Source organism: Acinetobacter sp. BIGb0102, from assembly GCF_003815055.1.
In the GTDB taxonomy this organism is placed as follows: domain Bacteria; phylum Pseudomonadota; class Gammaproteobacteria; order Pseudomonadales; family Moraxellaceae; genus Acinetobacter; species Acinetobacter vivianii.
On the sequence record NZ_RKQE01000010.1, the window covers coordinates 623,994 to 648,192 of the forward strand.

At 38.9% G+C, this 24,199-nt stretch carries 25 protein-coding genes; 15 read left to right on the plus strand and 10 right to left on the minus strand.

All coding sequences use genetic code 11. The features are described from left to right. Positions 1-5: 5 nt before the first annotated feature. The 10 genes from EC846_RS05660 to EC846_RS05705 all read left to right on the plus strand — a co-directional run bounded on the left by EC846_RS05660 (position 6) and on the right by EC846_RS05705 (position 10,684). Positions 6-1,166 carry a cupin domain-containing protein gene (locus tag EC846_RS05660; protein ID WP_123774495.1) on the plus strand — a complete coding sequence of 387 codons (1,161 nt, stop codon included), beginning with the start codon at positions 6-8 and terminating at the stop codon, positions 1,164-1,166. Positions 1,167-1,375: 209 nt separating this feature from the next. After that, positions 1,376-2,431 (plus strand): linear amide C-N hydrolase, encoded by a 1,056-nt coding sequence (locus EC846_RS05665; protein ID WP_005257195.1) that lies wholly within the window; start codon positions 1,376-1,378, stop codon positions 2,429-2,431. A gap of 32 nt (positions 2,432-2,463) precedes the next feature. Beyond that, entirely contained in the window at positions 2,464-2,979 is a 516-nt protein-coding gene (locus EC846_RS05670; RefSeq protein ID WP_123774496.1) for a hypothetical protein, read from the plus strand. A 479-nt stretch (positions 2,980-3,458) separates the two neighbouring features. After that, positions 3,459-4,025 carry a TetR/AcrR family transcriptional regulator gene (locus tag EC846_RS05675; RefSeq protein WP_005257190.1) on the plus strand — a complete coding sequence of 189 codons (567 nt, stop codon included), beginning with the start codon at positions 3,459-3,461 and terminating at the stop codon, positions 4,023-4,025. A gap of 564 nt (positions 4,026-4,589) precedes the next feature. Beyond that, on the plus strand, positions 4,590-4,901 hold the full coding sequence (locus tag EC846_RS05680; protein ID WP_004771865.1) for an ArsR/SmtB family transcription factor: 312 nt from the start codon (positions 4,590-4,592) through the stop codon (positions 4,899-4,901). Between the two features lie 85 nt (positions 4,902-4,986). Then, complete coding sequence (locus tag EC846_RS05685; RefSeq protein ID WP_123774497.1) at positions 4,987-6,687, plus strand: SulP family inorganic anion transporter; 1,701 nt, start codon at positions 4,987-4,989, stop codon at positions 6,685-6,687. Between the two features lie 196 nt (positions 6,688-6,883). Further along, on the plus strand, positions 6,884-8,086 hold the full coding sequence (gene sstT / locus EC846_RS05690) for a serine/threonine transporter SstT (protein WP_123774498.1): 1,203 nt from the start codon (positions 6,884-6,886) through the stop codon (positions 8,084-8,086). A gap of 6 nt (positions 8,087-8,092) precedes the next feature. Beyond that, complete coding sequence (locus EC846_RS05695; RefSeq protein WP_047432848.1) at positions 8,093-8,773, plus strand: YoaK family protein; 681 nt, start codon at positions 8,093-8,095, stop codon at positions 8,771-8,773. 3 nt (positions 8,774-8,776) lie between these two features. Next, the gene (locus tag EC846_RS05700) at positions 8,777-9,316 is read left to right on the plus strand and encodes a DUF2058 domain-containing protein (protein WP_123774499.1); all 540 of its coding nucleotides are present in this window, start codon (positions 8,777-8,779) and stop codon (positions 9,314-9,316) included. Positions 9,317-9,433: 117 nt separating this feature from the next. Next, complete coding sequence (locus EC846_RS05705) at positions 9,434-10,684, plus strand: mechanosensitive ion channel family protein (protein WP_005257183.1); 1,251 nt, start codon at positions 9,434-9,436, stop codon at positions 10,682-10,684. A gap of 34 nt (positions 10,685-10,718) precedes the next feature. On the opposite strand, the gene EC846_RS18445 is transcribed toward EC846_RS05705, so the two are convergent. The 9 genes from EC846_RS18445 to EC846_RS05750 form a co-directional block, all read right to left on the minus strand. Beyond that, on the minus strand, positions 10,719-10,970 hold the full coding sequence (locus EC846_RS18445; RefSeq protein WP_123774500.1) for a hypothetical protein: 252 nt from the start codon (positions 10,968-10,970) through the stop codon (positions 10,719-10,721). 180 nt (positions 10,971-11,150) lie between these two features. Continuing rightward, positions 11,151-11,432 carry a hypothetical protein gene (locus tag EC846_RS05715; protein WP_004771852.1) on the minus strand — a complete coding sequence of 94 codons (282 nt, stop codon included), beginning with the start codon at positions 11,430-11,432 and terminating at the stop codon, positions 11,151-11,153. A 141-nt stretch (positions 11,433-11,573) separates the two neighbouring features. Continuing rightward, on the minus strand, positions 11,574-12,023 hold the full coding sequence (locus tag EC846_RS05720; RefSeq protein WP_123774501.1) for a hypothetical protein: 450 nt from the start codon (positions 12,021-12,023) through the stop codon (positions 11,574-11,576). Positions 12,024-12,106: 83 nt separating this feature from the next. Then, a complete protein-coding gene (locus EC846_RS05725) occupies positions 12,107-12,391 on the minus strand; it encodes a hypothetical protein (RefSeq protein ID WP_123774502.1) in 285 nt (94 codons plus the stop codon). Between the two features lie 108 nt (positions 12,392-12,499). Then, the gene (locus EC846_RS05730) at positions 12,500-12,832 is read right to left on the minus strand and encodes a hypothetical protein (protein ID WP_004771849.1); all 333 of its coding nucleotides are present in this window, start codon (positions 12,830-12,832) and stop codon (positions 12,500-12,502) included. Positions 12,833-13,059: 227 nt separating this feature from the next. After that, positions 13,060-14,922, minus strand: a complete 1,863-nt coding sequence (locus EC846_RS05735) for a phage capsid protein (RefSeq protein WP_123774503.1) — start codon at positions 14,920-14,922, stop codon at positions 13,060-13,062. Between the two features lie 315 nt (positions 14,923-15,237). Further along, positions 15,238-15,567, minus strand: a complete 330-nt coding sequence (locus tag EC846_RS18450) for a four-helix bundle copper-binding protein (protein WP_081402409.1) — start codon at positions 15,565-15,567, stop codon at positions 15,238-15,240. Positions 15,568-15,874: 307 nt separating this feature from the next. After that, positions 15,875-16,177: a hypothetical protein gene (locus tag EC846_RS05745; RefSeq protein ID WP_123774504.1), complete on the minus strand. Its 303-nt coding sequence runs from the start codon at positions 16,175-16,177 to the stop codon at positions 15,875-15,877. A 93-nt stretch (positions 16,178-16,270) separates the two neighbouring features. Then, positions 16,271-16,465, minus strand: a complete 195-nt coding sequence (locus tag EC846_RS05750) for a hypothetical protein (RefSeq protein ID WP_123774505.1) — start codon at positions 16,463-16,465, stop codon at positions 16,271-16,273. Between the two features lie 339 nt (positions 16,466-16,804). Between EC846_RS05750 and EC846_RS05755 the strand changes: the two genes are divergently transcribed. From EC846_RS05755 to gcvH, 4 genes are all read left to right on the plus strand, one after another. Then, on the plus strand, positions 16,805-18,652 hold the full coding sequence (locus EC846_RS05755) for an ABC transporter ATP-binding protein (protein ID WP_123774506.1): 1,848 nt from the start codon (positions 16,805-16,807) through the stop codon (positions 18,650-18,652). Beyond that, positions 18,652-19,092, plus strand: coding sequence for a MaoC family dehydratase (locus EC846_RS05760; RefSeq protein WP_005257174.1), 441 nt, complete (start codon positions 18,652-18,654; stop codon positions 19,090-19,092). The genes EC846_RS05755 and EC846_RS05760 overlap by 1 nt, the downstream gene beginning before the upstream one ends. A 128-nt stretch (positions 19,093-19,220) precedes the next feature. Further along, entirely contained in the window at positions 19,221-20,246 is a 1,026-nt protein-coding gene (locus tag EC846_RS05765) for an AraC family transcriptional regulator (RefSeq protein ID WP_123774507.1), read from the plus strand. Between the two features lie 87 nt (positions 20,247-20,333). Then, positions 20,334-20,708 (plus strand): glycine cleavage system protein GcvH, encoded by a 375-nt coding sequence (gcvH, locus tag EC846_RS05770; RefSeq protein WP_123774508.1) that lies wholly within the window; start codon positions 20,334-20,336, stop codon positions 20,706-20,708. Between the two features lie 71 nt (positions 20,709-20,779). Here the strand turns inward: gcvH and aspA are convergent, their stop codons facing one another. Continuing rightward, complete coding sequence (aspA, locus tag EC846_RS05775; RefSeq protein WP_123774509.1) at positions 20,780-22,228, minus strand: aspartate ammonia-lyase; 1,449 nt, start codon at positions 22,226-22,228, stop codon at positions 20,780-20,782. Positions 22,229-22,699: 471 nt separating this feature from the next. On the opposite strand from aspA, the gene putP reads away from it, so the two are divergent. Beyond that, a complete protein-coding gene (gene putP / locus EC846_RS05780) occupies positions 22,700-24,196 on the plus strand; it encodes a sodium/proline symporter PutP (RefSeq protein WP_123774510.1) in 1,497 nt (498 codons plus the stop codon). Positions 24,197-24,199: the final 3 nt, after the last annotated feature.

Consider the following 24,199-nt stretch of genomic DNA (forward strand, 5'->3'; position numbering starts at 1 on the left):
TTCCCATGTCTCAATCTTTAGCGGTACTCGGCGGCATTACCGCAGAACAATTTCTTAATGAATATTGGCAAAAAAAACCTTTACTGGTTCGTAATGCCATGCCTGAAATTATTGGCCTCTTAGAGCCAGCAGATGTACAAGAGCTTGCATTGGAAGAACACGTCACTGCCCGCCTGATTCGTCAAAAAAATAAAAATCCAAATGAGTGGCATGTTAAATCAGCGCCACTGACCAAAGGTGACTTCCAGAAATTACCGAATCTATGGACACTGTTAGTTCAGGCAGTTGATCATTACTCATTCGATATTGCTGAGTTATGGAAAAAATTTCCGTTTATCCCGCAATGGCGTCGCGATGACATCATGGTGTCTTATGCACCAAAAGGCGGTTCGGTTGGAAAACACTTCGATTTTTATGATGTGTTCTTGGTACAAGGTCATGGCCATCGTCGTTGGCAATTAGGTCAAATGTGTGACGAATCAACCCAGTTTATTCCAGATCAACCATTAAAGCTTTTAGCTGAAATGGATGTGCAGTTTGATGAAGTACTCGCACCAGGCGACTTACTCTATGTACCACCTGGCTTATCGCATTACGGCGTTGCAGAAGATGACTGCTTAACCTTCTCATTTGGTTTCCGTATGCCAAATCTTTCAGAGATGATTGATCAGGTCAGTGATAAATTCGCAGAAAATACCTCACTCAAGAATCCATTGGCAGATATCGCACGTCAACAGACTGCACATCTGGGTGAAATTAATAGCACTGAGTTTGCCTATTTAAAAACTCAACTATTAGACTACCTCACCCAAGCACCTGAATTTGATTCTGCGATCATGGCCTACATGAGTGAAGCAAGCTATCCAAATAACATTCCTGAACCTGAAGAAGTGGATGCGAATGATGTAGCTGAAGTGATTGGTGTGGATTACCAGATTATTTTAGAGCCTGCTTCAAGATTGCTTTACAGAAAACAGGGCGATTCTTTTGAATTCTGGGCAAATGGCGATACAGTTTGTATATCGGCAGCATTCATGCCTTATTTAAAACAAATTGCAGATGGCGAAAGCCTATTACTGGATGAACGTTTTAATGAAGCGGAAATTCTGGAAGATATCGCACTCTTGCTCAACAATGCGATTGTGATGTTATTACCTCCGAATTAAACCCTATCCTCTCCAACATCTGGCCCGATAGAGAAGATTTTTCCCTATCGGGCTACCTCTATGAGAATCAAGAAAAATAAATCCCTACTTTTTATATTGATTACATTTTATTGCTTGAATAAGATAATTTTTTTAATAGACTAAATTTAATTCATTACAAAAAACATTGAATAGAAATCATGCTTATATAACAGCAAGGAGTACCACTTGTGTTTAAAAAAATATTAGGTTTTTCTTTTCTCGCGACCTCTCTGATTCTTCAGACGAGCCATGCCTGTACTCGTGCAGTTTATCTAGGAAATAACAACCATATCATTACTGCCCGATCAATGGACTGGAAAGTAGATGTTGGTACTAACCTCTGGATTCTACCCAGCAATGTCATAAGAGACAGCAATGCAGGCCCCAAATCACTGAAATGGAAAGCCAAGTATGGCAGTGTGATCGCCACAGGTTATGACATTTCAACAACAGATGGCATGAATGAAGCAGGCTTGGTCGCAAATGTGCTATGGCTAGTCGAATCTCAATATCCAGACACCAAGCATTCGAATAAACCTCAACTCAGCATTTCTGCTTGGGCTCAATATGTACTGGATAATTATGCGACTGTTGCCGAGGCGGTCAGCGCGTTAGAAAAAGAACCTTTTGACCTGATTACTGACAGTGTACCTGGTGAACAACGTCTTACGACCTTACATTTATCGATTTCAGATAAAACTGGAGACAGTGCAATTATTGAGTATATTGGCGGTAAACAAGTGATTCACCATGATAAAAAATATCAGGTTATGACCAACTCACCGACCTTTGACCAGCAACTTGCGCTCAATACGTATTGGCAACAAATTGGTGGAACTGTGATGCTACCGGGCACCAATCGCGCGTCTGACCGTTTCGCCCGTGCCTCTTTCTATATCAATGCCATTCCTAAAAATGACGATCCTAAAGATGCCCTTGCCTCGGTCTTTAGTGTGATTCGTAATGCATCCGTGCCATATGGTTTAAATACAGCAGAAGAACCGAATATTTCCTCAACACGCTGGAGAACAGTTGCCGATCATAAACAGCAACTCTATTTCTTTGAGTCAGCAGTTTCGCCAAACGTGTTCTGGGTAGATTTAAAGAAAATTAACTTTAAAGATGGGTTAACCCGCAAACTTGATCTTGGAAAAGATCAGCAGAATACTTTTGCCGGTGATGCAACCCAACAATTCAAGGTCACCAAACCGTTTGCATTTCTTGGACCGCAACTCCATCGTTAATCATGAAAGATTCATACACGAGAGAATGAAAAATGAATAAAACTTTATGCCTGCTTAGCCTGTGTATCGCTATGAGCGGTTGTTCAACTCTACCAGACTCTTCAACTCCAGCCACATTAGATAATCTTGCAACAGCAGGTTCGCTGAACTGTAAAGCCAATGAACTGTGTCCCAACGTTTTTGTTGAATGGGATAAACAACAAAAACAGCAATTAAGAGTCGAAACTGTGCTCAACAGCAGTTATGACTACTACGATATCAAAAGCATCACCTTCCTGATTGATGGGCGATCTTTCGCCTACCAACCTGTGGGCCCAACTGAGCAGAAAAATATTAACCGCTTAATCCCAAGACGCTCTTCCAATAGCTTTATTGTTCCAAGCTCGTTTCTCTATGAGTTAAGAAAAGCACAGAATGTTGAGCTTTCGATAGAAACTGACAAAGGTAACATTAAGCGCTCTGTCTACACGCCAAATCAACAGTCCACGCTTTACCAGAACTTTGTCAAGCTGATTGCAGGCTTACCAACTGAAGCCTCAAAATCATAAAAAAGAAAATTATACGATTAAAGTCAGTTATTTATTTTAACTAAAATAACTGACTTTTAAATATTACAGTTTTATTAAAAACCCGTTCCAGAATCAATTTTTCAAAAATATTTTCTCTGATAAATAAATAAACCATAGCAAACAACAATTAGACGCTGATCATTATTTTCCAAACGTTAAAGATTATTTGAATAAAACCACATATCTTGTAAAAACAATTAGATGAATTATCATCCATTTATTTTGATCAATAATTCTATTCAAAAGTTCAATTGAATAAACGTATTTCTGATTATTTCCTCAATATTCATATCGTTAATTTTTATACTCCCCTTGAAAAGAAAGCTCAAAGGATCAATTAAATAAATATTATTATTTTTCCCTATGATCTTTCTAAAATACCATGTAGAATCCCAGCGAAAATTGCATGATGAAATGCAACATGGTGCTCTTGGTGATGGGCTAACTTGAGGCGTTGTATGTCAAAAAAAGAAGATATTATTAACACAGCATTAAGACTTTTTAATTCGCACAGTTATAACTCGATTGGTGTCGATCGTATTATTAGTGAATCTGGCGTTGCAAAGATGACCTTTTATAAATATTTCCCTTCAAAGGAAAAACTTATTGAAGAGTGCCTGATCCAACGCAATATTAACCTTCAGACTTCTCTTAATGCAACTTTGGCAGAGTGTGACCAAACGGATCACCTAAGCCAGCTTAAAGCAATTTTTCAATGGTACTCGGCTTGGTTTAATAGCGAAGACTTCAATGGATGTATGTTCCAGAAAGCTTTAGAAGAAGTGATCAAGATTTATCCATCGACTTTACAACCAGCAACGCAGTACAAAATCTGGTTAACTGCGCTCGTTCAAAACTTACTTGCCAATCTCGAAATTCGTAATCCGACGCATCTCGCTACTTTGATTGTCAGTATTTTAGACGGTATGACGATTCAAGCACACGTCAACAAACATTCCGTTGAAATGGATGAATACTGGAAGCGCGTTGAACATCTGATCAATTTTGAAAAAGAATTTGCATAAGTCATGTTATCCCTTTATGACTAGAGGGATAATAATTAGACAAATTTAAGCAAGATTTGAATAAAGAATTGAAAAAAATAAAGCGTGATTTATAATTATTATTGTGGCTCACGCTTGCGTCTGAGTGTAAAAAGAATAATAAATATTATTACCCTCTGGCGGTCGTACTTTCGCACTCCCGATCCTTCTTATGCAGACAGATCGTTCTGTCTTGTTTTTCATTATATATACTTTTTACCAAAGCACAATCTTTTTTTCGAGTTTTTTATATTTGTTAAATATATTAAGCACTTAATTTTATTTTTCAGTTTAACTAAACAATAAAATAGCCCAAAAAGATGGTTAATTCGACATAAAAGAGATATAAAGCACAATAAATAGATATAAAATTAACCAATTCACACTTTAAATAAAAATTAAGATTTAATCAGCATTTTTTAATCATTTTATCAGTTTTGCTTATATATATTTTCATTAAAAACCATTGCAAATAAGCAGTTTTACTACAACTTTTTCTTGCACTGACTTTATACTAGCCACGGCTGTAACGTAATGAGTATAAGTATGCAAAAGGATTTTGAGATCGACGCAATGAGAGAATCTGCGGGTACAATTGTCACTGTACTTAAATCTCTGGCTAATACCGATCGGTTAATTATTTTGTGCCATTTAGCTAAACAAGAGTTAAATGTTTCACAGATTGAAGAAATCACGCAAATCTTCCAACCTACCCTGTCTCAACAGCTCATGATGCTAAGAAAAAGCAATGCGGTATCTACCCGCCGTGATGGTAAACAAATTTTTTATTCAATTCTTGACCCAAAACTCAAAGCAATTTTAAACACTTTATATGAGCACTATTGTCCTCAAACATAATTGTTGAAGAAATTAAGATCATCATAGCTTTCTTTAGCATTTTTTCTGCATAATATATATGAATTTATGATTTAGACTATGATGCATGAAATTGTTCAACCGAAATGTTTCCAGACTATTTCCTGCACGAAAATGGTTAAGCGAGTATCAACTTTCAAGCTTTAAGTCAGACCTGATTGCTGCACTTATTGTACTGGCAATGCTGGTGCCACAAGGTATGGCTTATGCCATGCTGGCTGGACTACCACCAATTATGGGGATATACGCCAGTATATTACCCATGATTATTTATGCATTTACTGGAAGTAGCACAACCCTATCTATTGGCCCTGTCGCCATTATTTCGATGATGGTATTTGCAGCATTAAATCCATTATTCCCCGTGGGCTCTACAGCCTATATCGAAGCGGCATGTCTACTGGCGCTTTTGGTGGGTATCATTTCGATGGTTCTGGGGCTATTGCGTTTCGGATTTTTGATCCAGTTGATTAGTCATCCCGTTATTCAAAGTTTTATTATTGCTTCAGCATTGTTAATCGCATTGGGACAGTTCAAGTTTCTACTCGATATTCCCTTACAAGCCAGTAATATTCCAGAATTTCTGATCAGCCTATCTCAGAACTTTCACCTTATTACATTTACAGGGATGAGCTTTGGTCTGATCTCGGTTTTATTACTTTTTTTGCTGCCGAAATTTATCCGCTCTGGTTTTTTAAATAAAATCCTTCCGCTGGTGCTGGTATTGTCTTCTATTATTTTGCTGAGCTTGATGAACGAGAATACTCTGGGCATTAAAACCGTGGGTATCATTCCGACAGGTTTACCGAGCTTACATTTTCCAACATGGAATCTAGGCTTGGTTCAGCAGCTTCTACCGAGTGCCTTTATGATTGCCATGATCAGCTTTGTGGAATCACTCGCGATTGCACAGGCAACAGCATTGCAAAAGCGCGATGATTTAAACAGTAATCAAGAACTGATTGCTTTAGGTCTGGCAAATATTGCTGCAGGGATAAATTCAGGTTTTGCTGTTTCTGGAAGTTTATCCCGTACCGTTGTCAATGCGGATGCAGGTGCAAAGACTCCAATCTCAGGGGTACTGTCTTCATTATTTATGATTGCAGTCAGTTTATATTTTACTGGCTTTTTTCAAAATCTGCCTTTAGCCGTGTTGGCTGCGACAATTTTTGTCTCTATCTGGAAACTGGTTACCCTTTCACCCTTTATTGAAACATGGAAGTACTCAAAAGCAGATGGCCTTGCCATGTGGGCAACATTTTTTGGTGTAACCTGTATTGATATCTCGACAGGATTGATGATTGGTATTATTTTAACGTTTGTTCTATTGCTGTGGAAAATTAGTCGTCCACATATTGCAGTGATTGGTCTGATCGAAGGGACTCAACATTTTAGAAATGTATCACGTTATGATGTCATCACGACACCAACCGTAGTTGCCTTTCGCGTTGATGAAAACCTGACTTTTTTAAATGGGCATGTATTAAAAGGTCATGTAATTACGGAAGTCAGCCAAAATGCAGAACTGCAACATGTTGTGATTAATTGCTCAAGTATTAGCAATATTGATCTGAGTGCTTTAGAAATGCTGGAAGATCTTAACCGTGAATTATCGCAGTTAAACATCCAGTTGCATTTGTCGGAAGTGAAAAGTTTTGTGATGGATAAATTGATTAAATCAGAACTGACCAAGGAACTTACGGGTCAAATATTTTTATCACATTATCAAGCAATACAAACACTTTCGCCCGATATGCTCGCAGAATGACCAATTTTAGTGGATTATTTTTATACAAAAGGATGTGTCATGTTTTCCTAATTTTTTTTTAAAAACATTGTCTTAATTTTTTCGATATTTTTAAAGTAATTGAATTGCAAAAAAAATTTTATTATTCACGGTTCTTAGGTATAGAATACCGCCCTTGTTTAACCTTAAACCGTGCATAGGTTTATAAGGCCTTTATATGTTTAATGTATTGTCTCGCTTGAGCTTAGTTAGCAAAATTATTATCGCTATTTTTCTAGGGATTGGAGTAGCTCTGCTCTTTCCTAACTTTACACCCTACTTAAGTTTATTGGGTGAATTATTCATTAAAGCATTAAAGTCTGTTGCACCGATTTTAGTTTTTGTTTTAGTTCTTGCTTCAATTGCAAATTTCCAGATCGGTCAAAGCTCGAATATCAGACCTGTTTTGGTTTTGTATATCGTGGGGATGCTGCTGGCTGCATTTAGTGCAGTTGCTGCGAGTGTGATGTTTCCAAGTCAGTTATTCTTACACTTACCACCTGAAAGTGGACTTCAAGCACCTGGCAGTCTTGCAGAAATCTTAAAGAATTTACTTTTAAGCTTTATCGCAAACCCTGTGCAAGCGATTGGCGAAGCTAATTTCATTGGTATTCTGGCATGGGCCATCGGTTTAGGTCTGGCTTTACGTCATAGCTCAGATACAACGAAACAGGTCTTAACAGATATTGCAGATGCAGTGAATAAAATCATTCATACTGTGATTGGCTTTGCGCCAATCGGTATTTTTGGTCTGGTTGCAGTAACCTTTGCCGACGCTGGTTTGGCAACATTAAAAAGCTATGCACATCTTTTATTTGTGTTAATTGGTACCATGCTGTTTGTTGCGCTTGTGATCAACCCGCTTCTGGTTGCCATTACAATGAAAGCAAATCCATATCCATTGGTATTTACATGCTTAAAAGAAAGTGGTATCACTGCATTCTTTACCCGTAGTTCAGCGGCCAATATTCCTGTCAATATGGATTTGGCTCACCGTCTAGGTGTAAATGAAGCAACTGCAAGTGTGTCTATTCCACTTGGTGCGACCATTAATATGGCGGGTGCGGCAGTGACAATTACGGTACTCACCCTTGCTGCTGTACATACCTTAAACATCCCAGTAGACCTAAGCACCATGATTATTTTATCAGTCGTTGCAGCTGTATCGGCATGTGGTGCTTCTGGTGTTGCAGGTGGATCTTTGCTCTTGATCCCTGTTGCTTGTAGTTTGTTTGGTATATCATCTGATATTGCAATGCAGATTGTTGCAATTGGTATGATTATCAGTGTATTGCAAGACTCAACAGAAACAGCTTTAAACTCATCTACCGATGTTCTCTTTACTGCTGCCGTTGATTTCAGAGACCGTCCAAATTCATAGGTTGATATGCCACTTCAACGTTTACCCAACTGGATTCAACTTGGTGCCTTCTTACTTGCACTGAATGCAGGGATGGTAAACGTTTTAGGCTTATTTACGGTCTTACATCAATCTGTTTCTCATATGACAGGCAATGTCAGTATTTTGGCAATGAGTTTGCTGGACTGGCAGCCTGAACATTTCATTTATCTCACCTTAGTCGTCATTTGTTTTGTCACAGGCTCATTCTATAGCGGCCTAATTCTAGGTAATGGCAATGTCGCATTTGGACGACGTTATGGGCTTCCTCTGAGCCTAGTTGCCATTTTTCTGTTGCTGACCTGGTTATTGCTCCCCTATTTCCCTCGCTATGGCTTGCTCTGGGCCTGTGTCGCGATGGGTGTACAGAATGCGATGGTGAGCCATTACAAAGGCGCAATTATTCGAACCACCCACCTTTCTGGCGTGCTCACGGATATTGGTTTAGCTTTAGGGTATAAAGCCCGTGGCCTAAATGTAGAAAAACGTCGGATTTTTCTACATCTACTCATTTTTATCGGTTTTTTATTGGGTGGACTCATTGCGAGCGCTCTTTATCCTTATTTAAAATTAAATAGCTTTCTTATTCCAGCGGGCTTAAGTCTGGGAATGAGTATGGCATACTGGATTTTCTATTTTCGCTCTTCATCAAACTCACATTTGGATTGAATTATGGTTAAAAATGCATTGCAGGCCCAATTATTAAAAGCTGGGTTGGTGGATAATAAAAAAGCGAAAAAACTGACCAAACAGGTTCAGCACGAACAACGTACTGGACAAAATGACGATGCAGTCCTCAAGGCTGAAATTGATCGTGCCAAGCAAGAAAAATTAGCCAAAGATCAGGCACTAAATCTGGAAAAACAAAAGATTCTGGAAGAAAAAGCGCTAAAAGCTTCGATCATTCAGATGATTAAACAGCACAAAGTGAAAGATATTAACGGCGATGTGACCTATCAGTTTATTGATGAAGGGAAAATCAAGAAAGTCTATCTTTCACAACAGGTTTATAACGCGCTTGTTTCAGGATCGCTGGTCATTGCCAAAGATCAGGACAATTATGCATACCTGCCGAAAGCGCTGGCTGACAAGATTGACCAGAAAATGCAAGGTTTTATCTTGGTCAATAACAATACCGGGAACAATGACCAGACCACAGATGAGGAAGATCCATACGCAGCTTATGTCATTCCTGATGATTTAATGTGGTAAAACACCACTGCGTTATGTAAAAACGCCTTACAGAACGTATATAAACTGTGATCAGATTATTATAAATATCAAATACACCTTACAATTCTCTCTTAAAGAATTTTAAGGTGTATTAGTTTGGATTATTTAGGTTTTATCCGTGATATTCGGGTTGAATTAAGTCATTATCCTTGGCTTGAGATGGTATTGGCCTTAATTGTTTTAATTTTATTTGCAGCGCTTGCAAACTTTATTGCGAAAAGAATTATTGTTCGTGGGATTCGCCATTTAATTACAAAATTTAAGTCTCCTAACCAGTCTATATTTGCCCAACATAGTGTTACCCGCCGTTTTGCAAATATTGTCCCAGCTATCGTGATTATGAATGGTATTAGCACCGTTCCTCACTTACCAGAGAAAGTCATTAGCTTGGTTCAAATGGGTGCACAGGCATTTATCTTCCTCACACTTGCATTGACCGTGAGTGAAGCTTTAAATATCTTTAACCTGATCTACCAGCGCAATCCAAAATCAAGAAATAAGCCCATTAAAGGCTATTTACAGCTGGTTAAGCTGATCTTGTTTGTTGTTTGTGGCTTAATGATTTTAGGTACCTTCCTCAAGAAAGATGTATTCACATTGCTTGCTGGCTTTGGTGCGATGGCCGCAGTCCTGATGTTGGTATTCCAAAATACAATCCTTTCACTGGTTGCCAGCGTACAGATTGCGTCTTATGACATGGTGCGTATCGGGGACTGGATTGAAATGCCATCGTTAAATGCGGATGGCGATGTAATTGATATGTCATTACATACGGTGACCGTACAAAACTTTGACAAGACATTTACAACGATTCCAACCAATAAACTGGTTACTGATACCTTTAGAAACTGGCGTGGTATGAGTGAATCGGGCTGCCGTCGTATTAAGCGCTCGCTTTTTCTAGATCAAAGTAGCGTTCACTTTATGAGTGATGATGAGCAACAAAAGTTAAAAGACTTTTTATTACTCGACCAATATCTGGATGCAAAAAAATCTGAAATTGAAGAGTTCAATAATCATCTAAGCAACCAGTCGCGTTATAACCAGCGTCGTTTAACCAACCTCGGAACGTTCCGCGCTTACGTTGAGTTTTATTTGCGTCAGCATCAAGGGATTGCGCAGAACCAGACCATTCTGGTACGTCAAATGCAGCCAACCAGTGAAGGCTTACCATTAGAGATTTATGCATTCACCAATACCATTGCATGGGCATCTTATGAAGCCATCCAGTCTGATATTTTTGATCATTTGATTGCGATTATTCCTGAGTTTGGTTTGAGAATTTATCAAGCACCATCAGGCCATGATTTCCAGTTACTTACGACTGAACAAGAAACAAAAGCGTAAATGTGGCATTAAAAAAGCACCTTCGGGTGCTTTTTTAATTGATCTCAAAATATCGCTTACACCCTTCCATCCATTCTTTCGATACAGGAGGCTCATTAGGATGTTCAGTATTGGCGAGCTCACAATCCTCAACTTTGTTTAATCCGTTGTCGGCTGGGAAAGAATAACCATAATAACCGTCACTATTCAGCTGATATCCCCCTGTTTTTCTATAATCTAGATACAGGTAGCTCACAGATATCAATGTGATTGCTAAAATTGAAATCACTAACCCTTTTAAGGTCATTTTGTTCGCTCTATTGCTATTTTTTCAACATTATAAACATATTTCCTAAACACTTAAGGATATTAAAATTTATCTTATAAAAAATTATTCCAGCTTAATCATTATAAGCATTGAAATTAATATTTTCTAAATCACATAAAAAAGCCCTAAACAGTGAGGGCTTTTTTTTAACTTTTTACCTCAGTCCCATTCAAGCTGGAACTGGATATTGGTATTGGTAAAATTAGGATTCAGGAAAACACGATAACCCGCAGCCTTTAACTCAGTGACAACAATATCTGCGTCCTCACTACTCACTTCATGTTTTGAAAATTGTTGTAAGGCATCGCGGTCGCCATCATTGGCTCTTAATTTAATGGTACTTGAAATCTTGGAGAGAATTTTATCTACAGTTAATTTTTTAACATTGGCATTAGAAATTGCAGTAGCTCGTGATGCAGGTAACAAAATTTCTTCGTTCACTGTATTCCGCCTGTGATATCAGAATAAGAAAAAAATATAATATGTTCTATTTCCACTTTTTCAAGTCATCAAATTCAACTAAACGACATATTTTGGCGCATAAGTCGAAAATTGATGATCCGACTGATTAATTAGCGCCACTTAACGTAAATCGTCTAAACGCTTTACAACAAGCTTAACCCCATAACCCTCTTCATTTTGCCCACTCAATCGGCCATAACTGATCACAGCTGAGACTTTTTTATCAATATTATGGCCAGCCAACTGTTTTGCATCTTGCTCTTTAAGATAGCCCACCATTAACCCCTGAATTTCTACCCGAATCGTATGGTCATGACTTGAATTTAATGGCTCAGAGCGAACGCTCGCAGTAGTTTCTATAAACTTAGAAGTAGGAGCTGTTGCTCTCGCAATTTCTCTTAGATGATGTTGATAAGAGTGTTCGCCAGTAATCTCGAAGGTATATAAGACATTATCAGCAAAAGAAGCATCCTCTGAAGCGGAGGTCGATAGACTTTCATTATTTTGGAATTTTCTGGCAAATAATATGATCAATAAACCGATGACCAGCGTAATAATGATTGTCCACATATCATTATCTCCCCCAACTTATTAGAGTAGATATAACACGCTTAAATGACTAGAAATTTCTGTTGTTTGTATGCAGATCGCACTTAGTCTGCAACGTTTGTTATTTTTCTTTGCTCATAATATTGCAAAATACTACTGACCTTAAGAAGTAAATAGCCAAACAATAAGCCATTCATAATGATGCCGATACCGACAGCAATAATTTTTCCAGACCAAACTTGAACGATGTCCAGATTATCGTTTCGAGTTTCTATTTGCCCGAAAAGTACAATAAAAGCAATGCCAGCAATACATCCCAATATCATAACAACCCACGCAACAAAGGTATTGGTTGTGCTTTCTCTTAGATGGTGTTGGGTTTCACTCATACTGTCCCCTAAATAGGCCTAATAATTGATATTATGTGATGAATATATCAAATTTTGTACAGAGAAAAAGCTCCAAATTGGAGCTTTTTTATTGCAGTTCGTTATTGTTTATTTACAAATAATATCCAGCTTTTCAGCGTAGTAATCTGTCGATATTTTTAAATCGTTCATCAATTTTTCTTTGGTGTAATCTTTTGGTGCAACCTTTAACAAAGCTGGAATATATTTCGATTCATACAGCTTTGGATAATCTTCACAAAGTACTTTAGTCTGTTGCGCTTTAGGCGTATCTGGATTATCCAGAATATCCATATACTCAGAAATTTTATTGTCTACTGTCTCGAAGCTTTCCTGAGCCTTTTCACTCTTTACTTCAGGCTGCTTATTACAACCTACACATACGATTGCAATCAAACCAAAGAATAGAATCTTGTTTTTCATAAGGATCTTTAAGTTCTAGAAAGTAATAAAAGCTAGTGTATATCAGTTTTCATTTGAATAAATGAGAATTTATTTTTCAATTTCTTGTCTATTTCGTAAAGTTTATAGAACACTTCCTAAATTTTGTGCAGTAAAGAGATTGCCCTAAAAATTCTATTTATTTTCTGCAAAATATGAATCTAAAAAAGGCTTTGAATCACAAAGCCTTTTTCATCAGAAGTTTAATTTTATAAATAAATTTCAGGTGGATACGGCGTCTCGTCGCTGACTGGAGAATATAAACTATGCTCCACAAAGAAACCGTTTGGTGCCTGTGCAATATCGATTGTGACGGAGTCCGCCATAATCTGAGGATAGGCCCAAATGAATTGTTTCATCAGCCCCAACGGTTGATTATTTTGCATATCTCCAAATACGCGCTGCCAGATCGGTGTTCGATAAGCCTTGCTCGCGTCAAAACCATATAAATGTGCAATGGATGAATCCGGTACAAAGCCAGCCAGATATGCAACCTTGTCTTCTGGATAGTTCAGATCCTGTGTCGGAATCTCTGCCACCGCCTGATGTGCCAAGCCCAAACGCGCTTCTAAAATCCAGTCATAGGCTTCCGTCATGAGGTAATCAAAATTCGGATATGAATAATGTTCACGCGGATAATTGATATCCGTCACCAGAGTCTCAATTGGGGTGCGAATTGTCGGGAAGAAAATTAATGGGCAGACTTTGGCTTGAGGATATTTTGCCTTAACCACAGTACGAATATCCTGACAGGTCTGTCCCAACTTATTTCTTAACCAGCTTTTAAACTCATCATACGGCGTTCCCGTCTTATTCATGGCTTCGTAGATGGTGCCTAGATTCGGTGCATACAAACCAGTATCTGCATTAAAAGCCAGTTTGGTTGGGTAATCATAGACACATGGGAGATCTGTGCCCTGGTTATACCACCACCACGGTTCGCCAATCTGCATATTGACTTCACATCCGCCAACAGCCATGGTATCTGCAAACTCAATAAACGCTTTATGCAAATAAACCTGTGCATTTTGATCACATGGACTAAAGAAATAACTTGGTGGCTCATAACCTGTACGGCCCAGATCACTATTCCAGTCACGCTGTGCCCAGAATTCATTGGCACCCAATGAATACATTTCAAAGCTCACCCCAAAAACAGGCTGCATATCGGCACAATGTAATGCCTGAGCAAAATGTTCGTGCCATTTTCGGGTACATGGATTAACCACATCTGCATTGCTTAATAATGGATCTGGAATTTGCCATTTATTGATATCAGCTTTCCATGACATTTCAGGATATTTAGACATGCCACAATAATGATTAATTAAGCCGTGATAACCCAAAGCCGCCATGTTATCGACCAGTCGTTGCGGATTGAGATCATAATGATCATCATAACTGGTACAAATGCCATACTCATGCACAGGAACTGAGACCCGATTTAAAGTCAGCTTGGCATTTGGGCCTGTGGTGACGGAGTTCGTCACTCGGATATAACCATCTTCTGCCTGAGCCAATGGAAGTGTTGAGTGTCCATTGTAACTCATTGTAAATCCAGAAAAAGAAATACGCTGAATGTTACTTACAGGAAATGGATCTGTTGCAGAGAACCCTGCCTTGACGGTATCCCAGTTGATATGAATATGCGCTGATCGTGAGGCTGGCTGATCTGCATAATTAAACAGCACAATATAGGCAACTTTATCGACCCCATTTTCATGATATTGCACAGTCAATGTCGGTGTTAAAGCAGGATTATTTAATGCTGGCATAGTTGCCGATAATTCAATATCAAAATCCCAAATCGTACCGCTGTAGTCATATTTAGTCTCATAAGCGAGAAATTTATGATCTTTTACATCATAAGAATCCCAACTAACACCGACCAGATCAGTGGTGGTACGAGAACGGAAACATGCTTCAAAACCGTTACCAAAATTCGTAATTGCAAAAGACATGGTCTGCGGACCGTCTACACGCCAAAACTTTGGACTAAAACGATCGATGATCGAAGTTGCAACAGTTAAGTTAGGAGATTTTTTAAAGTTTTTTTCAAAGTTATTCGTCATTTGATAATGCTCTCATTTAATAATTAAGTTTTTATCTTAAGTAAAGTTGTTATTTTTAGCTGTTTGTATCGGTAATCTTTGATCAAAAGCGAATCACTTACATTGAGTTTGTGTAACTTGGATTGTTCATACATAAAAAAAGCCTATCAGTTGATAAGCTTTCCAATCATTGCTGCTTTTCAGCTGAGTGAATATTTTGACTATATGACAGGTCGTTATCTTTATAGTCTTCACAATTTCTTATCAGCATTTTTTCATTTTTGGTATCAGCTATAATTTCTTTACCATCTGCTCTCTTCATCAATCTTGATTCAATTAGGCAGCCATTCTTCTACATTCGATGGCGCACTGATGACAGGTTTCAGCACATTGCTGACAATGTTCAGAGGCATGTTTAATACATTCCTTGGCGCACCAATCACATATTTTTGCGCAGATCTGGCACATCTCAGCCAGAAAAACTGATTCTCGTTGATGTGCTTTGGCACATAACATACAAATATCTGAACATTCCAGACATCGGGTAATACACTCCCGCATCATCTCTACCTTTTCCTCTTCTAAGCAGGCTGATGCACACGTAGTACAAGTTAATGAGCAAACTAGACAAGCTTTAGCGCAATCTGAAAACTGGATAGTGTCCATATTTTTCTCCTTAGCTAAATCATCAAAAGTGATTACTTAATAAGCTAACGAGATAAATAGATGCAAAACAGACAGATTCGGTTATGAAAAGTAAGCCATGTTTTTTTAAGTAACCTGAATGAGAAATAAATATTAAATATGTCTTTATTCGACAGAGAAACAACAGATTTACAAGGCTAATAACTACGTAAAAGAAATGTAAAAAGAACTAAGTATTTTTATTCATCTTCATAAAACAAAACGCTCAAATTCATTGCTGAAGATGAGCGTTTTATATGACAAATTAGTCAATATTTTAGATTTATCACTAACTATAAATATTTTTATGCAATGTTTCTGAAATCCAATTGATAAATCCAGTTTTATTCTTAAACTGTGGCGTATCAAATAAATTTACATCTAACTCAAAATTATTAAAATTCATAAACTTATAGATACCGCCTCCCAAAGGGATCAAATGACTATGCGGATATTTAAGTGATTTAAGCGCCTCACTAAAGAATAATGCTTTAAGAGGTATCTCACTATTTTTGTATAACTGATAACTTTGAGATTGCGTGAATAAATCATATTCTTGATCTAAACTTGTCTTGATTTGGGAAATAACCACTTCAGACTCCTTTATGACTGGAAGTCCTGTTATAGCATATAAACAAAAAAAGCCCACCTTTTGATGGACTTTTAAAGTATTAAATTGGTACTGCTAGTGCAGGCTTAACTCTTCATCTTTGGCAATAACGACAGATGTTAGCATCGGAATCCCCAAGATCACTGGAACCATAATAATCCATAAATCAGTCGTTAAACGACTTGAAAAGAAGAAATGAATAGCGATGGCGACCAAAGCAAGTACACTCAACAAAACACTCATGAATCGAACTGCAAATTTAATCAGCATTTTTTGATCCTATGTGATTTTAGTACACCTCATCAGTATACGCTCACTGTATCCATGATGGTATGCCCTTTTGTACTGCCCATAAATCACAAAAAAATCCCAATACGAATTGGGCTTTTCTGATTAATAAAGGTTACATTATGTTTGAATACTTTTGACCAGAAAATGTAAAGTCGTAACTCAAAACAATTTTGTAAGCTAGAAATAAGTGAATTTTTTAGGCCATATCCTGTAAAAGATATGGCTTTTTTATTGATGCCCTTTTCTCATCTCTATTGCTGATTTTCTGCTATGCTACAGAATAAGCTGAATTAGTACTTTAGATTAGAGGAAAAAGAAATGCTGCGATGGTTTGAGAAGTTAGTCGACCCATACCCCACTAAAGACTTAAACAAACCATTACCGACTACCTTTTTTTCTTTCGTTTGGCAATCCACCCAAGGCATTCGCCCTTTTCTATTTTTACTGATTGCATGTACCGCTGCTGCGGCCTGCTTTGAAGCTTTATTCTTTTCCTATATTGGTAAATTGGTCGACTGGCTCACTAAAAGTCAGCCCAACACCTTTTTAGAAAACAATCAGCAGAACTTAACCATTCTGATCAGCATTCTGTTTGCCAATATTTTCTTTGTCAGCCTGCAATCGATTATTAAACACCAAGTATTGTTTAGTAACTTTCCGATGCGTATGCGTTGGCGCTTTCATAATTTGTTGTTGCAACAAAGTCTGGATTTCTTCCATACCGATTTTGCTGGCCGCCTTTCCGCCAAAGTGATGCAGACTGCGCTGGCAGTACGTGAATTCTGGATGATTCTTGGTGATATGCTGGTTTATGTACTGGTCTATTTTGTTACCATTAGTCTGGTCATGGGTGCAATTTCGCCTGTGCTGATTGTTCCCCTGATTTTATGGTTAGCCTTATTTATTGCCATTGCCAGCTACTTTATTCCACGACTGGGCAGAATCTCCCAGCAACAGGCCGATGCACGTTCAGTCATGACAGGTCGCGTCACCGATGCCTATACCAATATTCAAACTGTAAAACTTTTTGCTCATGCTGGCCGTGAAAGCCAATATGCCAAAGAGTCGATGCAGGAATTTATGGTGACTGTCTATAAACAAATGCGTCTGGGTGTGAAATACCAGATCAGTATTCGTTTACTCAGCGCCTTCCTGTTTATTAGTGTGATTGGAACATCGGTTTGGCTGTGGACACAAGGTCAGGCAGCAATTGGGGTTATTGCTGCGACTACGGCGATGGTACTCAAGCTGGATAGTCTAGCCGAATTTATCATGTGGCATATTACCATGCTGTTTGAAAATGTCGGTACCATTCAGGATGGTATGAAAACACTGGGCAAACCGATCCAGATTCAGGACAAGGAAAATGCTACTGAATTAAAAGTACAGCACGGCGAGATTCGTTTTGAAGATGTTAGTTTTGCATATAATCAGAAAAATGTGATTGACCATTTTAACCTGACCATCAAACCTGGTGAGAAAATTGGGATTGTCGGTCGTTCTGGTGCCGGAAAATCAACGCTGATTCAACTGCTCTTGCACTTCTATAACATCAACCAAGGTCGTATTTTGATTGATGGTCAAAATATTCATGATGTAACCCAAGATAGTTTACGTGCCAATATTGCCTTAGTGACACAAGATACCTCTCTGCTACATCGTACCGTCGCTGAAAATATTAAATACGGTCGTCCAAATGCGACTGAAGCTGAAATTCAACAGGCTGTCAGAAAAGCCAAAGCGGAAGAGTTTATTCCGCAGCTAACCGATATGAAAGGCCGTGTTGGATTTGATGCTTATGTGGGTGAACGTGGTGTCAAACTGTCTGGTGGACAACGCCAACGTATTGCAATTTCACGGGTTTTCCTAAAAGATGCACCCATTTTAATATTAGATGAAGCGACCAGCGCCCTTGACTCCGAGGTCGAAGCGGCGATTCAAAACAGTTTAAATGACTTGATGGTTGGCAAAACGGTCATTGCAATTGCCCACCGTTTATCTACTATTGCACAAATGGATCGTCTCATTGTACTTGATCAAGGCAGAATCGCTGAGCAAGGCACACATGAACAACTTATTGCTCAGGATGGTTTATATGCTCAACTGTGGAAACGCCAGACAGGCGGTTTTCTGGTTGAACAACGGGTAACGCAGGACACAGAATAATGTTGTATTTAGAAGACCTTAATATTGGTGATCGCTTCATCAGCCGTGAATATGAAATGACACTTGAAGAAGTAAAACAATTTGCCAATCAATACGACCCACAGCCCTTTCATACTGATGAGCAAGCTGCTGCTGAACATCCTATTTTTCAAGGCTTGGCAGCGAGCGGATGGCACACTTCAGCCGTGACCATGCGCCTTTGGACTGAATGTTTTCCAGTGGCAGGTGGCTTGTTGGGAACCGAGTCAAGCTTACGCTGGCCACGACCGACACGTGCGGGCGATAAAATTCATGTTGAAGTGGAAATTACGGCAATTGTTCCGTCTAAAACAAAACCTGACCGCGGTATCGTCAGCTACGTAACCCAAGCTTTGAACCAGCATGGTGATGTGCTATTAATATCTACAACCAAAATTTTGGTATTTAGAAGAGCAGCTTAAGGCTCGGACATTCAGTGACTGTTTTGTCCAACAATTTTTAAGATTGATTATTTTATTTCATGTAAAGATGTTTAAGACTTTAAAGTTTAAAAGATATTGGCAAAATTGATGAGCGCCACGGAAAGCACATGAAAACAAGCACAACTCGTCAAGATCAAGGAATACCAGGCGTCTATGGCCTCTTGCTATTAGACGTGGTTTCTCGCTGGGGATATAGCGACGAAACCTTATTTGCTCCATTTCATTTAACGAGTGAACAACTGGCTGATCCGAATTATCGAATTCCAACGCCGATTGCCAATGAATTGGTGAAGCATTCTTTACGCCTTACTGGTGAAAGCACATTAGGTTTTCACCTTGGTACACAAATGCGAATTTCCATTCACGGATTTATTGGCTACGCCATTATGACGGCGCATGACATTACCGATGCAATTGCATTGGCAAGCCGCTTTATTCAATTACGTCTGCCTTTTTTACAGCTTTATTTTTCCACTTTCGGGCCTAAGGCGACCTTACAACTGCAATGTGATATTGAAGTTGAGCCTTTACGCACCGAAATTATTTTAGGTTTGACCATTGGCATCATGACCATGGCAAGAGCCTTGACTGGCATAGAAGATTTAAGCGGTGAAGTCGATCTGGATTTCCCAGAACCAGTAGGCTTTGAAAAATATAGAGATAAACTCAGTAGCAGCATTCGTTTTAACCAGCCGCATTTAATCTCAAGCTTTGATAAAAAGTATCTAGGTTTGAAAATGGTCAATGCCGATCCGATTGCCAGCCAGATTGCCATTAATCAATGTGAAGCTGAACTGTCAGCACTTGGGGAACGTCGTCGTTTAGCGATGCGTGTCCGTGATATTCTGACCAATTCAGAACAACATTATCTCAGTATTGAAAGTGTGGCTGAACGCTTGCATATGTCTGACCGCACTTTAAAGCGTCAGTTAGCAGCAGAAGGAACTTCTTTTTCGACCTTAGTAGATGAAGTTCGTTATCGTCATGCCACCTCCCTGCTTTCCCGAACGGATTATAGTCTGGAACAGATTGCAGATGAGCTTGGCTATTCGGATGTCGCGAATTTTAGCCGTGCCTTTAAGCGCTGGAGTGGCCGTAGTCCAAGTAACTGGCGTAAAGATCCTTACTTATAAAATCTTCTATACCGAAAGCTTTTGTTTTTATTGAAAAGCATGTATAAACCAAATAAAAATGATACGACAGATTGTTAAGGAGTTGTCATGAATCATCCAGCAGAATTGAAATATGCACGCACGCATGAATGGGTAAGAATCGAGGGTGACCTCGTTGTAACAGGCATTACTGACCATGCACAAGATGAGTTGGGTGATTTGGTTTATGTGGAAACCCCAGAAGTGGGCAGCCATGTAACCGCAACTGAACAGTCAGGTATTGTAGAATCTGTAAAAACAGCATCAGATATTCATGCTCCTGTTTCAGGTACAGTCATTGAAGTAAATACTGATCTTGAAGATGATCCAGATTTCGTTAATGATGAACCGTATGGCAAAGGCTGGATTTACAAGATCAAACCCGACAATATGGCGGATGTTGAAAAATTACTTTCAAATAGCGAATATGAATCAGGTTTATAATTTTATAAATCTCGATCAAAAAGCCCAGTACACTTACTGGGCTTTTTTTGTTTTTGAGACTATTACATTCATTAAGCAACGTAATCTACAGGAATGCCATCCACCTCTGAAACCAGATTTTCAAAAGAGAAAATTTCATCAAGTTGAGCCTGAGTCAGTAGACCTCGCTCTAAGACCACATCCTGAATGGTTTTATTCTCTGCAATACATTGCTTACCAATTTCATCACAGAGCGCATGACCCAATAATGGATCAAGCAAGGTAATAATTCCAACACTACGCATCACTGCATCATGACAAGCCTGTTCATGCGCCTTGATCCCCCGCACACATTTCTCATCCAGACTTTGCATAGCATGCGTTAATAGCTCAATTGATTCGTTTAATGAAATTGCAATCACAGGTTCCATCACATTTAGCTGTAATTGCCCTGCTTCAGCAGCAAAAGTAATCGTAAGATCATTACCAATCACTTTAAATGCAATCTGATTCACGACTTCAGGAATGACTGGATTGACTTTTGCAGGCATGATTGAAGAACCCGCCTGTAGTTCAGGCAATTGAATTTCACCTAAACCCGTACGTGGCCCAGAACTTAGCAGACGTAAGTCATTACTGATTTTTGAAAGCTTGCATGCCAGACGTTTTAACGCACTTGATAAGATAATAAAGACACCACAATCACTGGTTGCTTCGACATAGTCTTCTGCCCCCACCAGTTTTAAGCCTGTAATCTCCTTTAAGCAAGACACGACTTTCGCTGCATAACCTTTGGGTGTATTCACCCCTGTACCAATCGCAGTCGCCCCCAGATTCACTTCGAGTAATAATTCACGGGTACGCTTAATCAATCGCAAGTCTTCTTTTAATAGAGTTGCAAAGGCACGAAACTCTTGCCCAAGTGTCATAGGTACGGCATCTTGTAATTGGGTGCGCCCCATTTTTAAGACATAGCGGAATTCAACTGCTTTATTTTCAAATGAAGTAATCAATTTATCCATTTGCACAAACAAGGGATCCAGTGAGCAGTAAGTCGATAGTCGAATTGCTGTTGGATAAACATCATTGGTCGATTGGGATTTATTGACATGATCATTGGGATGGATAACATCATATTGGCCTTTTTGATGACCTAATAACTCAAGTGCAATATTGGCAATGACTTCATTGGTATTCATATTAATCGAAGTCCCAGCACCACCCTGATAAATATCGATCGGGAAAGAATCCTGCCATTTTTCTGTTTCTGTAATTAAGGCATCACAGGCATGCTGAATCGCTAGACTTTGAGTTTCGGTTAATTTTCCAAAACTTAAATTGGTTTGTGCCGAGGCTTTTTTAACTTGCGCCAATGCACGGATAAAATAGCCATTTTGTCCAACCTTTTGCGACGAAATTTTAAAATTCTCAATTGCGCGTAAAGTATGGATTCCATAATAACAATCTGCTGGAACTTCTTTTGCACCCAGCAAATCATGCTCTATTCTTATTGTTGCCGCTTGAACCGTATTCACTTCCATTTCTCTCAGAGAATGCACCCTTATAGTGCAATGAATTAATATGAAATATTTCAAACTACTTTTCATTAGCAAAACTGCTTAACCTGATATTTTTTTATTAAGGACTTTCTCTAAAATGTTGCGCTTGTAACATCATGTGTCAAATTTTTTGCTCACTTTTTAACAGTTAAAATTTAATCTACAACTGTAGTTTTTCTATTTTGTAACTTTTAAAAACATTTAGGTTGAATTTCAATCAAAACAAAAAACTTTTTTGGAGAAAAAAAAGTCACTTTTTCGAATAAAAAAATTAAGATTCATACACTTATTTACAATTACACAAACAATACAAACACAATACATAAAAATAACAGTGTTTCAAAAATCATTCATGCTTGAATCTGTGACCTTATCAATCCCAAGAATAGTCATTCATTTTTTACTATTCAGGTGTGATTGCAAATTATGGATATGTAAGGACAGGCATCCATTATGAATTTTTCGAATCCCACAGTTGTTGTATTCGTGGTATATATTCTGGCCATGCTTGGCATCGGTTTATACGCCTATTTTTCTACCAAAAATCTTGATGATTATATTCTTGGAGGCCGAAGTCTAGGCAGTTTCGTTACTGCTTTATCCGCAGGCGCATCAGATATGAGTGGCTGGTTACTCATGGGTTTACCAGGGGCCATTTACTTAACTGGATTATCAGAATCGTGGATTGCCATCGGTTTGATTATTGGTGCATGGTTAAACTGGTATCTGGTTGCTGGCCGTTTACGTGTACACACCGAAGTGCAAAATAATGCCCTCACCTTACCGGATTATTTTACTGGTCGCTTCGATGACCAGAAGAAAATCCTACGCGTCACATCTGCATTGATTATTCTTGTATTCTTTGCGATTTATTGTGCTTCTGGCATGGTCGCTGGTGCACGTTTGTTTGAAACCTTGTTCCAGTTGCCGTATAGCACAGCATTGTGGCTCGGTGCATTTGCAACAATCGGTTATGTTTGTATCGGTGGCTTCCTTGCGATCAGTTGGACAGATACCTTCCAAGCAGGCTTAATGATTTTCGCATTATTACTTCTTCCAATCGTGACCTACATGTCTTTAGGCATTGGCATGGAAGAGTTTACTGCCGTTATCGAAAGTGTTCGCCCACATGCATTTGACTTTGCGACCAACTTGAGTGTTGTTGCGATTCTTTCTGCTGCGGCTTGGGGTCTAGGCTATTTTGGTCAACCACACATTCTTGTACGCTTCATGGCTGCTGATTCTGTGAAATCAATTCCAGCGGCTCGCCGTATTGGTATGACCTGGATGATTCTTTGCTTAGCGGGTGCAGTCGGTTCAGGCTTCATCGGTATTGCCTACTTCCAGATGCATCCTGAATTTGCAGCAGCAGTAACAGCTAACCCTGAAACTGTGTTCATGGAACTCACTAAAATCTTGTTCAACCCTTGGGTTGTGGGTGTGATCCTTGCTGCGATTTTATCTGCAATTATGAGTACGTTGAGCTGTCAGTTACTGGTATGTTCAAGTGCGTTAACCGAAGATTTGTACAAAGGCTTTATCCGTAAAAACGCATCTCAAAAAGAACTCGTTTGGATCGGTCGCTCAATGGTTGTCGCTGTTGCAATGCTTGCGCTTTTCCTTGCACAAAACCCTGAAAGTAAGGTGCTTGGCTTGGTTGCGTATGCTTGGGCTGGTTTTGGTGCAGCATTCGGTCCATTGATTATTCTTTCATTGTTCTGGAAACGCATGACCTTGAATGGCGCATTAGCTGGTATGGTTGTTGGTGCGGTGACGGTTATTCTTTGGAAAAACTTATTTGGTTACACTGGCATCTACGAAATTATTCCAGGCTTCGTTTTCGCCTTGATCAGCATCGTGGTGGTGAGCTTACTAGGTAAAGCACCAAATGCTGCTGTAACAAGTCGCTTCGAACAAGCTGATGAAATTTATGCACGCGAAATGAAATAATTT